This is a genomic window from Chitinophaga sp. CB10, from assembly GCA_001870995.2.
In the GTDB taxonomy this organism is placed as follows: domain Bacteria; phylum Bacteroidota; class Bacteroidia; order Chitinophagales; family Chitinophagaceae; genus Chitinophaga.
The window spans coordinates 1-15,591 of record MLAV02000015.1; the positions used below are offsets into that span (position 1 = coordinate 1).

The window sequence follows — 15,591 nt, forward strand, 5'->3', positions numbered from 1 at the left end:
GCCTTGACTATTATTAACTTTTGCGATGAACTGTATTTTATTCTTTTATCCATAAAAGTGCCCCCAAAAAGTGTCTAACTTTTTGGGGGCACTTCAATAGGTCCCTCCTTTGTTTTTATGCTTTGTACGGGCGGGTAAATGATTTTTACATGCCCTGGCAATTAGGTTATTATCTGATCCTTTTACATACCTCTGCGCTTCATTTCCTTTCTGATCAGGGCAAGCTCGCGGCCCATCTGGCCGGCGATGGAAGTATTTTCCTGCGCGCGGCGGATCAGGTAAGGCATTACGTCCTTTACAGGCCCGTAAGGGAGGTATTTGGAGACGTTATAGCCGGCGTGGGCCAGGTTGAACGTAATATTATCACTCATGCCCAGCAACTGGCTGAAGCTCACGTGCTCGTGATTATGAGGCAGGCCTTTTTCGTGCAGGATACGGGCGGCGAGCATGCAGCTATCCTCGTTGTGGGTACCGATAAACACGGCGAGTTTATCGAGGTTATCCAGGCAGAAAGTGACTGCTTCGTTATAATCTTTATCAGTAGCGGCTTTGCTGGGCTGGATCGGGGTAGGATAGCCCATTTCGACAGCGCGTTTATTTTCTTTTTCCATGTAGGCGCCGCGCACCAGTTTAGCGCCGAGCAGGTAGCCTTCTTTGACTGCTTTTTCCAGCGATACTTTCAGGAATTCCAGCCTGTCGTGACGGTACATCTGGAAGGTATTGAAAATGATCACTTTCTTTTTGTTGAACAGCGCCATCATTTCATCCGTGAGGTCGTCTACCGGCTGCTGTATCCAGGATTCTTCCGCGTCTACCAGGATGCCTACATTATTTTTGGCGGCTGCTTCCGCAATGGCGTGTACGCGTTGGCGTACCCGGGCAAATTCCTGTTCTTCCTCAGCAGTGAGGGGAGCTTTGCTATGCATTTTTTCCAGGAGGGCAAAACGGGCAAAACCAGTAATTTTAATGGCAATAAACGGGATATCAGGACGGGAGGCAGCGTATTGAATAGCGCGGATAAATTCAGGAACGGCTTTATCGTAGTTTTCTTCGCCTTCCATGGCTTCCACGCCATAGTCCAGCGCTACGCCCACATGGTAGTTACCCAGCTGCAATGCAGTATGGGCAGCTTCTTCCAGCGTTTCGCCGCCGCAGAATTGTGAAAAGATGGTGTTTTTGATGATTCCCTTGATCGGCAATCCCAGTTTAAAGGCAATAGGTGTGAATGTGGCGCCCAGTTTCACCAGCCAGGGCTTGCCAATGTTACTGAAGAGAAAGTTGGCCTTACTTAAAGCCTTGTCGGTTTTTGCTTCAAATGCAATAGCCGTATTATCAAAAGATAAAGATAGCTGCTTTTCCATGGCTCGCAAAGTTAGGGTGGACGGACAATTCAGCCAAAAAACATTGGCTCAGGGAAATATCTTTTTATCCGTATTAACAGATATTGTCTTTTGCTTGATAGAAATTGGAAAAGTGCCGTTTCCCACTGCTGCTAATTTTGATTACTTTTAGGATTTTTCGTTTGCATACAAAATTCCCGGAATATGCTATTTAAAAATGATACCAACTGTTTAAAGTTCCTGTTACCTGTAGCCTTACTTTCCACCATGGCCTGCCATACAGCGCCCCCTGCGGCTGAAAACAAGGCCAGCGCTATTTTAGCCATGCAATCGCCGGGAATGCACTATACTACTTACCAGGGGGAAACGGGTACCCGCAAAACCATCACGCTGCCGGATAGCTCGACGGTGATCCTTAACGCCAATTCCCGGCTGCTCGTGCCAGACGATTACGGCAAGGAACAGCGCCGCATTTTGCTGGACGGGGATGCCTGGTTTACCGTAAATCCTTCACCAGCCGTCTTTACAGTAGTAGCGGACAAGCTTACAGCGGAAGTGCTGGGCACGTCGTTCAGGATGCGCTGCTTTACCAGCCAGCAGGGCGCAACCGTACACCTGCTCAGCGGAAAGCTAAAAGTTTCCAAAAGCTATCATTCCGAAACGGACAATCAGCCGGAACTACTCGAAAGGGGGAATATGATCCTGGCAAACAAGGAAATAGACCTCATGGAGAAGGAAACCTATGATCCCCGGGATGCAGAACGCTGGCTGGCGGACAGCCTGCAGCTGACCAATGCACAGGGCTTGCTGATGTGGCGCACCCTGGAGGATTGGTATGGCGTAGAGATCAGCGTTACGGGGGATGCCTCCAAAACCACGCCCGTAACCCAGCTGTTTGTAAAAGCATCCTTGCAGCAGGTGCTGGATACATTGGGTAAGACGCAGGGCTTCGGGTATAAGGTGGAGGGGAATAAGGTAGCGATACGGTTTTAAGATGGGAGGTAAAGCAGCTACCCTGTTCCGGTCAGCTGCGCAGGTTGAAGGGAACCAGGTAACTGAACGGGCAATAGCTACCTGAGTCCGGGCAGCAGGCAATTATTCGCTCCTTAGGCTTTTTACCGGATTCATCATAGCAGCCCGTGCGCTCTGCACCCCTACCGTCAATGCAGCCAGGATCACCGTGCCGGCAATGGCCAGCAGGAATACGCCCGGCCCCAAAGTGATATGGTACTTGAAATCATTCAGCCAGGCATTCATCATCCACCAGCCTAAGGGGCCGGCGATTACAAATGCCAGCAGGATCAGGCGGGCAAACTCTTTTCCGAAGAGCCAGAGGATACCTGCCACGCTGCCTCCCAGCACTTTGCGGATGCCTATCTCCTTGCGCTTTTGCACGACCATGAAGGATACCAGCCCGTACAATCCCAGGCATGCTATGAAGATGGACATGATGGAGAATATTTTGACAATGTGCAGCATCGTCTGTTCCGTTTCGTAAAAGCTGGCGATGTTATCGTCCAGGAAGCGGTATTCATAGATTTTTTCAGGGTACATGGCCGACCAGTGTTTTTCAATTGCAGCAAGGGTGGCGGGCAGGCCGGACATATTGACCTTGATGGCATACTGCTGAAAATTTTCCGGCATAATCGCCATGCCTACCGGTTCAATTTCATTATGCAGGGAGCCGTTATGGAAGTCCGCCACCACGCCCACTACCGTTACCTGGTACTGGCCGCCATCAAAAGTGATACGCTTATTCAACGCCTCCTCCGGGGATTTCAGTCCCAGCTTTCGTACAGCCGTTTCATTTATGAGCATTTCCCTGGCGGTATCAGCAGGCAATAAGTTCCTGCCGGCAGCCAGTTTGAGCCCAAAGGCAGGTACGTAGTTTTCATCCACCGCCTTGATGTTTACCCGGAACAGTTCACTTTCATCCCTGTTATCGAAGAAGATATTGGTATTCCAGGAGGCGTTGGCGCTGGGCGCTGCAAAGCACATAGTCACTTTTTGTACGCCGGGAATATTTTCCAACTGATTAGCCAGCGTTTTGCGGCTCATATCCGGCTCGCTTGTTCCCAGCGGCACCATTACCACTGCGTCTTTATCGAACCCCAGGTCTATCTCCTGGGTGTATTGCATTTGCCGGGTTATTACCAACATTACAATTATTAATACCAGGGAGATGCTAAACTGCACGGTGATCAAACCCCTCCGGGTATTGAAGCCACCCAGCTGAGCCGGGCTCACCTTACCTTTTAATGCCGCGACAGGCTTAAATCCTGAGAGAATAAGCCCCGGGTACGCTCCCGCCAGGAAGGTCACCAGTACCACTACCAGCGCAAGCATGCCTGCCATTTGCGGATCTGTAAAAAGGATATAGCTCAGGTGTGTGTTGAAATAGTTATTTACAGCCGGCAGCAGTAACCAGGCCAGGCCGGCAGCTATCAGTGTAGCCGTCAGCGTTATAACGCCCGTTTCTGCGATAAACTGCCAGAACAGGCTGCTGCGCTGGCCGCCAAGGGCCTTTCGTATGCCCACTTCCTTACTTCTGTTCACAGCCTGGGCGGTAGCGAGATTGATAAAATTCACACAGGCGGTAAACAGGAGGAACACTGCTATCAGCGAGAGTATCACGAGGTTTTTCCTTTCCATAGGGCCGCCGTAACGGGCGTTGTAGTGTACATCGCTGAGGGGTTGCAGCTTATAGTGATGCACATTTTTATTTTTCGGGCGGTAGCGCGTTACGTAACCGGCCAGTTCCTTTTCCACTGTGGCAGGGTTCACGCCCGGGCGCAGGCGCACGTAACAGGCAAGGTCGGAGGTGATGCCGCCCCAGGAATCCTCGTTCGCCAGGAAGCTTTCGTATAGCTTTACCGTTGGCCAGGACAATATTACTTCCGGCTGTTGTTCCGATTCGGCAGGGATATCATTCAATACCCCGGTGATGCGGATATCAGCCTGGTTATTATAGTTAAAGGTTTTATTGACAGGGTTTGCGTTACCAAAGAGTCTGCGTGCAGTCTTTTCCGTTATAACGGCGGTATTAGGTTCATTCAGCGCTGCGCTGCCTGCCGCCAGCGGAAAGTTGAAGATATTCAGGAAGTCTGGCTCTGCAAAATAGAGATTATCTTCCTTGAACTTCTTTACATCCTGCCCTTCCCGGATGGTGATCAGCGCTCCATCGGTGGTAACGGAGCGGGATATATGTTCCGCATAGCTGTAATCCCTGCGGAAGGCGCTGCCCAGGGCCGGGGGCGTACTTGGCGCATAGGCAATCTTATCCCGGTGCTGTTCGGTAACAATCCGGTAAATGCGCTCGGGGTGATGATGAAAGTTATCAAATGCCAGGTGGAACTTCACCATGGTAATGATGAGGATAGCCGCGCCAATACTCAGCGACAGCCCCAGTACATTCAGCAGGCCGTAGGTTTTATTTTTCAGCAGGTTGCGCCATGCGATTTTAAAGTAGTTCTTCAGCATAACTATTTTTATTGCCGGAATGACTCCCAAACAAATGCCCTAATTGGCCGAAACTGATTGACACGCCTAAACATATAAACAAAAACAACAATATGTTCGGTTTTGATACAATCTTGTTCGTTTTTGTAAGATACGCGATCTCCCTCGCCTGTCACAAATAAAAAGAGGGTGTATCAACTGTTGATACACCCCCGGTATAATAAATGATTTTATCAGCTCAGGGCACTGCCTACTTTCACCAGCAGTTCTTTTGTTTTGCGGATACCGTCTTCTTCAGAGAGGTTGCTGCCTTCGTATTCGATACCTACGTGACCGGTATAGCCGGCATCTTTCACGATTTTCATGATGCGTGCGTAATCCATGGTAATCTCGCTGCCATCGTCTTTGAAATCGTATGATTTTGCGCTCACGCCTTTGGCGAACGGCATCAGTTCCTGGATACCTTCATAGCGGTCATATTCCTGCAGGCATTTGGTTTTGGCCCATGCTTCCGGCGTATTGGCTTCCGGCTTACTGCGTTCGATGCAGAAGTTGCCGAAGTCCGGCAAAGTACCGCAGTTAGCCAGGTTGACTGTTTTCATTACGTTGCTCAGCCATTTGCCGTTGGAGGAGTTGCCTCCATGATTTTCAACGATTACATTGATGTTGAAATCTTTTGCGAAGGTGGCCAGTTTTGCCAGCCCTTCTGCGGCCGCCTTACCTACTTCTTCCGGCGTGCCTTCCCCGGCAGCGTTGACGCGGATAGCGTGGCAACCGAGGAATTGCGCAGCTTCCACCCATTTGTAATGGTTTTCGACTGCCTGCATCCGTTTTTTAGCGTCTTTATCGCCCATCTCTCCTTCCCCGTCGCACATGATCAGTACGCTTTTCACGCCGTTGTCGTCACAACGTTTTTTCATTTCGCCGAGGTAGGTTTTATCTTTTGCTTTGTCTTTAAAAAACTGGTTTACATATTCCACTGCGTGGATATCAAATTCGTTCTTTGCACGCAGGGGGAAATCCAGGTGATTCATTTTGCCGGCAAATAGCGACTTATGGAATGACCATTCAGCGAGTGAAATTTTGAAGAACAGTTCATGCACATCTTTAGCGATATCGCTGCTGTCTGTTGCTTTACCGTCTTTGCTGTTTTCATTGGTGGATTGGCCCGTATTGCAGGCGGCCAGGAAGGAAGGTAACATACCGAGACCCATCGTATAAATGCCCATCTGGCGCAGGAAGTCGCGGCGATTGTTGGAATTGCTCATAATAACGTGGTTTTGTTTAAATATATCGTTTTTATGAGAATCAGGGAAGGTTTTTTTGATGAGTGATTTTTTCGGCCGGGGAGGGTTGCTCGCAGAGGTTTTTTTTCTCGCAGAGGGGCATAAGGAGCAGAGTGCGCAAAGAGGAGGAGGTTTTTTCTCGCAGAGGGGCATAAGGAGCAGAGTGCGCAAAGGAGGAGGTTTTTTTCTCGCAAAGAGGCAAAAGGAGCAGAGTGCGCAAAGGAGGAGGAGGTTTTTTCTCGCAAAGAGGCAATAGGAGCAGAGTGCGCAGAGGAGGAGTTTTTTTTCTCGAGCGGCGTAAGCAGCAGAAACGTGTGTCTAATTTCCATGTTTTCAAATATCGTTTTGAAAAACAGAATGTATGTCTTTGCTGCTTATGTCCTTTAGCAAGAACAATCCGCACAGGCCGAAGGCCCTCTTTGCGTACTCCGCTCCTTACGCCCCTTTGCGAGAAACAAACCCGCACAGGCCGAAGGCCCTCTTTGCGTACTCCGCTCCTTACGCCCCTCTGCGAGAAACAAACCCGCACAGGCCGAAGGCCCTCTTTGCGGACTCTGCTCCTTACGCCCCTTTGCGAGAAACAGGCATTCAAATTCAATTCCTCACTGTCTTATGGAAATAAATATAAGACACTGTCAATATCGCCATACCTACCAGCGGCGGCAGCGCAAACAACGGACCTTTCACCACGAAGTTCGCAATGAAAGCAGATATCAGGGAAATCCCGAATCCAACATACGCCCATTCCTTGAACCGTGCAGGTATCATCGGTAAGATCAGCAATATGCCGCCAATAATTTTACCAATGCCCAGCTCTACGCCAAAGTAAGCGGGAAAGCCCATGTCCTTAATACCCTGGCGGGCCAGCTCACTGTTAAACCAGATAGCCGGTACGGAGTCCAGCAATACAAACAAAGTGGTGAAGACCCAGTAAATGATACGGTCTCTTTTTACTACGCGGGTGGAAGTTAAGGTTGTCATAACAGAAAGTATAAAAAGTGATTTAATCAGGTTTATTTGCTGATGTAAAATTAGCACCCTTATACATTTCCGGTGGGGAGGCAATAAGACAATAAATGGGGTGATTGCGACATTATCGCCTAAGCAATAACTCCTCCACTTCCTCCGCATAGGCCGCGCCTATCGGAATGGGTTGATGATGAATATATAACGCAGTCCGGTCTGCCCGTTCGATCTTTTTATTGGCGACAATATACGAACGGTGCACCCGGGTAAACAGCGATTGCGGCAGCAGGTCCATGGCCTCCTGCATGGAAAGCCGGGAGATGATCTTCTTGTCCTTCAGGACAAAGTTTACATAGTTACCGGCGCTTTCCAGGTAGAGGATATCATCGAGGATAATTTTAAACTGCTCGTAACCACTTTTGACGAAAATATATTCCGGCACTTCCTTAGGCGCTGCCGTAACCGACTTATGCTTCAATAACCAGAGGTTATGCACCTTATTACAGGCTTTCATGAAGCGGGTAAGGGAGAAAGGTTTGAGCAGGTAATCGATCGCGTCCAGCTCAAAGCTTTTCACCGCATGTTCCGAATAGGCCGTGGTGAACACGGCCATGGGCGGCTCCGGCATGGCAGAAAGAAAGTCCAGCCCGGAAATATCCGGCATCTTTATATCAAGGAAAATCAGGTCTACTTTTTCCCTGCTCAGGAAGTCCATCGCTTCGAAAGCATTGGTGAAATAACCTTTTACATCCATAAAAGGCACCATGGCCGCATGGTTTTTTATTACCGTAAGCGCCACCGGTTCGTCGTCAATTGCAATGGCGGTCATTTTCATAATACGCTCTGTTTACCGTAACGGCAAGATAAGGATTACATCATCCTGCCGAGAAATAATCTTTTGGCTTGCAGCCAGAATTCCTTGATCGGGGAATGGGCATTGTTGCGCCACTGGTTCACCATATCCGCGGCTCGTTCCCGGCGGATGGCGTTACTTTCCTCGAACAGGTAATCCATTAATTCCCTGTCGGCCGTAACGGCCCGTTCTTTATAGTACTCCATCAGCTCCCTGCCTTTTTCCACCTCCATCTGCGAGGCGGTCACCGCTTCCTGTGTAGCGGCGGCCAGCCTTTCATCGTATTCGCCGCGGGGCATCAGCAGTTTACTGAGCAGGGGCATAATTTCTATCAGGGTGATAATGAATACGATTAGCCGGTACCGTTGCTGTAAAGGCGGGTGGGAAGCCGTCAGATCGTGCAGGGCTTCCGTCTGGGCCAGGAAGCCGTCCGTAAGGGTGGCGGTATAGGCAATAACTTTCAGGCTGTCGGCTGTACGCAGGTTAGCCAGCTGAATCTGCAGCGCTTCCCGCTCGGGAGCGAGCTGTTTGCGCAGGGCGGCCAGTTCCTCTTCGGAAGAGAGCCAGGCATTTTTCTTTGCCCTGGCCACCGCCTGTTCGCCAATACGGCCGGAGCCGCCTGTACCGTCGGTTTCAGCGAGGTAGCCGTCTTTATAATCCTTGGTATCGGCTTCCTTACGGGTAATTTGCTGATTCAGCTTGTCCAGGTCACGGGTAAGGGTGGCCTGTTGGCTGGCATTTTGCTTTTGGAGGGAGGCCTTGAAAGCATCTATCTTGTCCTGTTTGCTTATTTCCAGCTGGGCAGTTATATCTTTCTTAAATAACATTAAAACCACTGGCTGGGAAATAAAAAGGCCGATAGTAATGGCCAGGAAGAGGCGGAACACCACCGGCAACCACTTCGTGTTGCCATTACTGCGGGTCATGGCGGCGATGAGGGTTCTGTCGATGCTCAGGATGGCGAAGCCGAAAAACAGCGCCAGGGCAAGTACGATCAGGTCATCGTTGACGATGGTGGAAAAGAAATACCCCCAGGCGATGGTGGCAAACATCCAGGTTACGAATACCGCGATACCGATGATGCGGTAGCGTTCTTTTTCGGTTCTGCATTCCTTCAGGATGCTGCTGTCGGCAGCAGCAAGCCACCACAAAAATTTTGTGATGGCGTCCGGCTCGGGATTTTCCGCATTCATTTTTTTGTCAGGTACAGTGGTCATTGCGCTTCGTTTGTTTTCATGCGTATAGTAAGGTGTACAAAAAATCCGGTGGCCGTTTGTCGAATACTCAGTTCGTGGGAGCCGGGATACAATAAAGCCAGTCGCTCTTTGACGTTGTTGAGGCCTATTCCCAGGCTATTGCGTTCCGGATCGTTTTCCGGTTTGGGATGTACGCTGTTATAGACGTCAAAAAATATTTCCTCATCGTTGCAACTCAGCGAAATAACAATACTGGAGCGGTTACGCAGGCTGATGCCGTGTTTGAACGCGTTTTCCACAAACGGGATCAGCAGCATGGGGGCTATTTCGTGATGACAATTGGTTTCGTCGATATTCACTTCAATTTTGATATCGGGCGACTGCATCACGCGCAAACGCTGTAAGTCGATGTAATTTTGCAGATAAGCTACCTCCTTATCTAACGGAATTTTCTCCAGCGTATTATCATGCAGCATAAAACGCATCATATCTCCGAGTTTCTGAATCCCCTCGCTGGTACGGGCTGCCTGCTCCTGTAAAGCAGTACCATAGAGGGTATTCAGGGCATTAAAGAGAAAATGGGGGTTAATCTGGGTACGGAGGAAATCCAGGTCAGCCGCGGAGCGGCCCAGCGCTTTTTGCAGGCCGATGACCGTACGCTGTTGTTCCAGCCGGGTACGGAACAGCAGCCAGCAAAGCGGGATGGTCACCACCACGCTAACGAGCGCGCTCACCAGGCCGAGGATGACGGCGGCATCCCCGATGTGGTGTACCACGATGGCTGTTACAATCACCATCACAACATTGGACAACAGTACGAGGATCACCAGGTCGCGCCAGAGCTTTGGCTTACGGCCATGCGCCTGGAACTCAGGGAATATCCGGTACACGGTGAAGTAGTAAATAGCCAGCATCACCGGGCCAAAGAAAAAGATGGTATAGCTGACATGGCCATAGGTAATTACCACGAGGGCCAGCCAGAGGATGGCGCCGATGGAAATTTCGCGGGCTACCTTGTTGGGCAGCACTTTTTCCACCACCCAGCGGTGCAGGTATTGGGCATAGGCCGTCCGGGCCGTATAGTAAAAAACGTAGAGGATAACAAACACGATGGTGCTGAGAAAGGCCATTTTGGCAAACTGCGTATGTGCGCCACGTATGGTTTTATATTGACCGAGCATGTATCCATAGCGGTAGGAATTGGCTACCATCAGGGCAACAAACAATGCCAGTACCCCGGCCAGCACCAATAAGCCTCCGGTAATCCACCTGGACTTTTCCAGGAATTTGGGCACTACCAGGAAATTGAGGTACACAAAAAAGAGGTAAACAAACGTAATCTTGGTCATCAGGGGCAAAACAACGTGCAGGTAGTAGTCAAACACCTGGTGGTAGCGGTCGAACCTTGCGCGAAAGCCATCGTTGTAGCTGACGTGCCCGTCGCCCATAAAAGATGGCCCCAGCAAACTGAAGAGCGCCAGGAGGAAGATGCCTGTAGCCAATCCAAATTCAATTTTTCGCAATTGTTGCTGATTCATAGTAGGAGGAAGTATTTAAGGCAATATTACGGATTGCTGCCTGTCATGCTAACAAAATGGGATAAAACCGGTATTCTGTGTTATGAACAGCCATCTCCCGGGGCACTGCTTTGATTTCTGCGCCGGGATGTGTATTTTCAGCCAATTAACCTTAAGATATTATGTCCAACACAAACCGCAGAAAATTCCTGGGTACGGCTGCCGCCCTCTGCGCCGGCGCCGCTACCGCATCTGCCAAACCGCTGGTTCCTGCCGATAATGGGAAGCCATTGATCCACCATGTATTCTTCTGGCTTAAAAACCCGGGTTCCAAAGCGGACCGCGAGCAGCTCATTGAAGGGGTGAAAACCCTCTCCCGGATTGAAACTGTCCGTAAAATTTATGTAGGCACCGTTGCCGATACGGAAAAACGTGACGTGGTGGATGCCTCCTGGGACGTTTCCGAAATGATCTTTTTTGACGATCCTGCCGGTCAGTCCGTCTATCAAACCCACCCCATCCACCTGGCCTTCGTAAAAAATTACAGCCATCTTTGGGAAAAAGTGGTGGTGTATGATGCGATGACGGTGTAAGGGCAGAGCGGAACCACGCTGTTCCGCCGGCATATTTCCCCCTAAAAGCCGCACAGATACAGGTAAACAGAATTTACCCTATCTTCAGGCCGCAGAAATATTAATAACAGCGCCATGCAGGATCATCCGCATGGCCGAATGAAAAAATTGCTAAATTTCCACAAATGAATAGAAGAATTCTGCTCACCGCGCTGCTTGCGAGCGGCGCCCTGATGGTACAAGCACAGGAAAAAGCCAAACCCGAAGACACAGAGGTTTGGGAACCCGCTCCCAAAGTAGTTACGCCGGGAAAAATCACTTTCGAAAGCGCCCCATCCGACGCGATCATCCTTTTCGACGGTAAAAACCTGAATGAATGGGTATCCGTGGAGGACCGTACCAAAAAAGCCGAATGGGATGTAGCCAACGGCGTTATGACGGTTAACAAATCCAAAGGCAACATCGAAACCAAACGCGCCTTCACCAACTACCAGCTGCACCTGGAATGGCGGGTGCCGGCCAACATTACCGGTAGCGGACAAGGACGGGGCAACAGCGGTTTGTTCCTCGCTTCTACCGGCAAAGGCGATGAAGGTTATGAACTGCAGATTCTGGATGCCTACAACAACAAAACTTACGTAAACGGTATGGCCGGCAGCATCTATAAACAGGTGATTCCGCTGGCAAACCCATGCCGCCCGCCGGGAGAGTGGCAAACTTATGATGTGATCTGGACAGCGCCGGTATTCAATGGGGATGGTTCCTTAAAAGAGCCTGCCCGCGTAACCGCATTCTTCAACGGCGTGCTGGTACAAAATAATACGGCGCTCCAAGGCCCTACCCAATACATCGGCAAGCCTGCATACCGCAAGGCGCATGGCGCCTCGCCGATTAAACTGCAGGCGCATGGCGATAAGAGCGAGCCGCTGAGCTTCCGGAATATCTGGATCAGGGAACTGTAATTTATTGTAAATCATATTATTGAAAAGGGGAAGAAGGGAGACCTTTCTTTCCCTTTTTTGTTGGTATAACGGTAACGGATATACATAGTTATCATGAATAAAGTTACAGGATATATATAGTTCCTTGCGGATCTAAATTTTTATCCTTAACCAATACCCGAAGCGCCTATGAAAATAGCTTTACCCCGTTACCTATTTTTATGCCTGATCGCTGTGCTGTGCAGCCTTACCGTCCGCAGCCAAACTTAGTGGTAGAACTCCGCGGTATGGCGGAAACCAATATCCGCATCCAGTTGATCTCCGCCCAGGGTAATCTCGTATTCCAGCAGGATGTACCCGCCAACAGCAATACCGTCTCTCTGGATGTTTCCCACCTGCAGGACGGTTTATACCGGCTTATAATTAGAAGTGAAAAGGGAGCGGTGACGAAACAAATCATGATAAAGCGATAATAGACATCTCCCCCTAAAAAAAAATAAAATGCCGGTCAACAACCTGTTGGCCGGCATTTTTGTTTGATACCATATGAACGCTCAACAGCCAAAAGTAGCCGTAGTCTATCAAGCCCATCCCCTGCCCGCCACAAACGGTATTATAAAACCCATGAAACCCGGCGGATACGCGGATAGCGGCGCTGATATCGCCTACGCGCTGAAGAAGAACAATACCACCGTCATCACGCCGGCCGACAACCCGTTTATCGACCAGGACCTCGACTGGGTTTTTCCCGATACGGACGCCGGCATCCGCCACGCTATCGATAAAGGCGCCAATTGCATCTGGCTCAATACCACTCTCTATGCGGAGCATCCCATTACCACCTATCTCAACAGGGGCGTTAGCGTAGTAGGCCAGCTGCCGCTCCTCGCAGCGCTTTACGATGATAAATGGACCACCAACCATTTATTGAAGGATAACGGACTCCCCATCCCGGACGCCATCCAGGTGCATTATAAAGATTTTAAAAACCATCCCCTGCAATTCCCCCTGCCGGCAGTGGCAAAGCCCGTCAGAGGCCGCGGCAGCGAAGGCGTCACCCTCATCCATACGCCCGAAGAATACGAAGCCGTACTCAATCACCTCTTTGAAACGGACCGTTACGGCGCCACCGTTTATATAGAAAGTTTTTTACCGGGAGAAGAAATTACCGTGACGGTCATGCCCCCGGGCGAGTACGCCATTCACGGTAAACATGTGCCAAAGCCTGCCCCCTGGTGCCTGCCAGCCGTCCGCAGGTTTAATCATGAAAATGGCATTGCGCCTTACAATGGAACCGTGGCAGTGATCCATAACAGCGCCGTACTCAGCGATCGCGAAGAGGCTTCCATGCCCATCCGGCAGGTATATGAACAATGCATAGCAGCAGCTAAACTGGTAGGCCTGCGCGCGCCTGTCCGGATCGACTGCCGCCAGGATAGTACCGGGAATTACAAACTGTTTGACCTCAACATGAAACCCAATATGACCGGCGCCGCCCGCCCCCACCGCCACGATCAGGACAGCCTGACTGCCCTCGCAGCAAGGAAAATAGGCTGGTCCTATACGGATTTACTGGAAAATATGCTCGCCCAACGGTGGCACGTTTAGTATTTTTGAAAAAAATTTACTGGAAAATATACTCGCCCAACGCTAGCACGTTTAGTATTTTTCAAAGAAATACTTACCTTTGCACCACCATGTGATTATAATACACCCATACATACAAGCATAACGCTGCTTCAGCAGGCCGCCCGGCGCTGCTTTTATTATAATTCAATTTCTTAACTAAAATTTTACTGACATGAAACTTACATCCGACCGCAGGACCGTGTACTCATTTTTTCATTCCACAAATCAAACCACATGCTTATCAACGCGCAAAATATCTCCTACCGTAAACCCGATGCCACTGTATTATTTGAAGAAGTCTCCTTCACGGTAAATAAAGGCGACAAAACCGCTATCGTTGGAAAAAACGGTATCGGCAAAAGTACATTACTCAAAATAATCGCCGGCAACACTACCGAATACAACGGCGTACTGCAAATAAACGGTACCCTGTACTATGTACCGCAGCACTATGGCCACTTTGATGAAGTGACCGTCGCGGAAGCCCTGGGCATAGCGCCCATCCTCCAGGCCATGCAGGCTATCGAAAACGGCTCTACGGAGCAGGCCCATTACGACCTCATGGAACACAACTGGGACATCGTAGCCAGGTACGAGGAAGCCTTTGCCAGCTGGGGACTGGCCGGACTTCAGCCGGATCAGCCACTCCGGGAACTGAGTGGTGGCATGAAAACAAAATTGTTCCTCTCCGGTATCCAGATCCTTCAGCCGGATATAGTGCTGCTGGACGAACCCACCAACCACCTGGACACCGCTGCACGCAACCGCCTCAGCGACTGGATCAGCACCACCAATTGCGCGGTTTTACTCACCAGTCACGACAGGCAGCTCCTCCGCATCTGCGATCCCATCTGGGAACTCACGCCCACCGGCATCCTGGAATACGGCGGCAACTACGATTTCTATGAAGAACAAAAAGAAATTGAAATAGCCGCACAGGAACACAAACTCGAGTTCCACACCAAAGCGCTGAAAGAAGCAAAAAAGAAAGCACAGGAAGCGCTGGAAAGAAAACAACACGCGGATGCGCAAGCCCGCAAAAGCGTGCGTAACAGCTCGGACCCGAAGATCCTGCTCAACGCCCGCCGCAACGCCGCAGAAGCCAGTACCGGCAAACTCAAAAGCGTACACGCCGAAAAAGTGAACGACCTCCGCAGCTCCCTGCAGGAAGTAGCCGCCATGACCCAAATGCAACAGATCATGAAAGGCTTTTTCGACAGCGCTACCATGCCCGCAGGGAAAGTATTGTTCCAGGCGAATGACATCAACTTCGCCTGGCCGGGAAAACCTTTGCTGTGGACAAAACCACTGACGTTCACCATCCGCAGCGGTAATCGTATATCCATTGCCGGTAGTAACGGGAAAGGCAAATCCACACTGCTGAAAATACTGCTGGATCAACTGGAACCTACCACCGGCACGCTGCAGCGCACGCCCTGCACCAAGCTCTTGCTGGATCAGGATTACAGTGGGATCGACCGGAACAGGAAAGTGCTGGAGCAGGCGCTCGCCTTTAACGAACGAAAGCTGGATGAAGCGCAGGTCCATACCACGCTTGCCAACTTCCTCTTTAAGCCGGATAGCTGGGAGAAGCCCTGCAGCGTGCTAAGCGGCGGGGAAATGCTGCGTCTCTCGCTCTGCTGCATGGTATTGCAAAACAGAACACCCGACATCATCTTCCTGGATGAACCGGTCAACAACCTCGACCTGGTAAACATCCGGATGCTGGCAAAAATTTTCAGGGATTACAAAGGCACGGTCATTCTCATTTCACACGACCAAACCTTCACCGAAGAAACCGGCATCGAAGAAGTGATTACATTGGAGTAGCC

At 50.3% G+C, this 15,591-nt stretch carries 13 protein-coding genes; 6 read left to right on the forward strand and 7 right to left on the reverse strand.

Translation table 11 applies throughout. The annotated features are described in order from the left end of the window. Positions 1 to 182 precede the first annotated feature (182 nt). The gene (locus BOC67_RS19070; protein WP_291912462.1) at positions 183 to 1,361 is read right to left on the reverse strand and encodes a proline dehydrogenase family protein; all 1,179 of its coding nucleotides are present in this window, start codon (positions 1,359 to 1,361) and stop codon (positions 183 to 185) included. A 183-nt stretch (positions 1,362 to 1,544) separates the two neighbouring features. Here BOC67_RS19070 and BOC67_RS19075 point away from each other — a divergent pair, with 183 nt between their 5' ends. Further along, positions 1,545 to 2,333, forward strand: coding sequence for a FecR family protein (locus BOC67_RS19075; RefSeq protein WP_291912463.1), 789 nt, complete (start codon positions 1,545 to 1,547; stop codon positions 2,331 to 2,333). A gap of 102 nt (positions 2,334 to 2,435) precedes the next feature. Here the strand turns inward: BOC67_RS19075 and BOC67_RS19080 are convergent, their stop codons facing one another. The 6 genes from BOC67_RS19080 to BOC67_RS19105 form a co-directional block, all read right to left on the reverse strand. Then, positions 2,436 to 4,820: an ABC transporter permease gene (locus BOC67_RS19080; RefSeq protein WP_291912464.1), complete on the reverse strand. Its 2,385-nt coding sequence runs from the start codon at positions 4,818 to 4,820 to the stop codon at positions 2,436 to 2,438. A gap of 212 nt (positions 4,821 to 5,032) precedes the next feature. Continuing rightward, a complete protein-coding gene (locus tag BOC67_RS19085) occupies positions 5,033 to 6,067 on the reverse strand; it encodes a sugar phosphate isomerase/epimerase (RefSeq protein ID WP_291912465.1) in 1,035 nt (344 codons plus the stop codon). A 612-nt stretch (positions 6,068 to 6,679) separates the two neighbouring features. After that, on the reverse strand, positions 6,680 to 7,066 hold the full coding sequence (locus BOC67_RS19090) for a DoxX family protein (protein ID WP_291912467.1): 387 nt from the start codon (positions 7,064 to 7,066) through the stop codon (positions 6,680 to 6,682). 112 nt (positions 7,067 to 7,178) lie between these two features. Continuing rightward, the gene (locus BOC67_RS19095; RefSeq protein ID WP_291912468.1) at positions 7,179 to 7,886 is read right to left on the reverse strand and encodes a LytTR family DNA-binding domain-containing protein; all 708 of its coding nucleotides are present in this window, start codon (positions 7,884 to 7,886) and stop codon (positions 7,179 to 7,181) included. Between the two features lie 35 nt (positions 7,887 to 7,921). Next, positions 7,922 to 9,121, reverse strand: coding sequence for a DUF4407 domain-containing protein (locus tag BOC67_RS19100; RefSeq protein WP_291912469.1), 1,200 nt, complete (start codon positions 9,119 to 9,121; stop codon positions 7,922 to 7,924). Further along, positions 9,118 to 10,638 (reverse strand): sensor histidine kinase, encoded by a 1,521-nt coding sequence (locus tag BOC67_RS19105; RefSeq protein ID WP_291912470.1) that lies wholly within the window; start codon positions 10,636 to 10,638, stop codon positions 9,118 to 9,120. Before BOC67_RS19105 ends, BOC67_RS19100 begins: the two co-directional genes overlap by 4 nt. A gap of 161 nt (positions 10,639 to 10,799) precedes the next feature. On the opposite strand from BOC67_RS19105, the gene BOC67_RS19110 reads away from it, so the two are divergent. The 5 genes from BOC67_RS19110 (at position 10,800) to BOC67_RS19130 (ending at position 15,589) form a co-directional block, all read left to right on the forward strand. Further along, a complete protein-coding gene (locus BOC67_RS19110) occupies positions 10,800 to 11,210 on the forward strand; it encodes a Dabb family protein (protein WP_291912471.1) in 411 nt (136 codons plus the stop codon). 164 nt (positions 11,211 to 11,374) lie between these two features. Continuing rightward, positions 11,375 to 12,151 carry a DUF1080 domain-containing protein gene (locus BOC67_RS19115; protein WP_291912472.1) on the forward strand — a complete coding sequence of 259 codons (777 nt, stop codon included), beginning with the start codon at positions 11,375 to 11,377 and terminating at the stop codon, positions 12,149 to 12,151. 266 nt (positions 12,152 to 12,417) lie between these two features. After that, positions 12,418 to 12,603 (forward strand): T9SS type A sorting domain-containing protein, encoded by a 186-nt coding sequence (locus tag BOC67_RS25400; RefSeq protein ID WP_367115578.1) that lies wholly within the window; start codon positions 12,418 to 12,420, stop codon positions 12,601 to 12,603. Between the two features lie 73 nt (positions 12,604 to 12,676). Beyond that, positions 12,677 to 13,738 (forward strand): ATP-grasp domain-containing protein, encoded by a 1,062-nt coding sequence (locus tag BOC67_RS19125; protein WP_291912474.1) that lies wholly within the window; start codon positions 12,677 to 12,679, stop codon positions 13,736 to 13,738. A 255-nt stretch (positions 13,739 to 13,993) separates the two neighbouring features. Continuing rightward, positions 13,994 to 15,589, forward strand: a complete 1,596-nt coding sequence (locus tag BOC67_RS19130; RefSeq protein WP_291912475.1) for an ABC-F family ATP-binding cassette domain-containing protein — start codon at positions 13,994 to 13,996, stop codon at positions 15,587 to 15,589. Positions 15,590 to 15,591 lie beyond the last annotated feature (2 nt).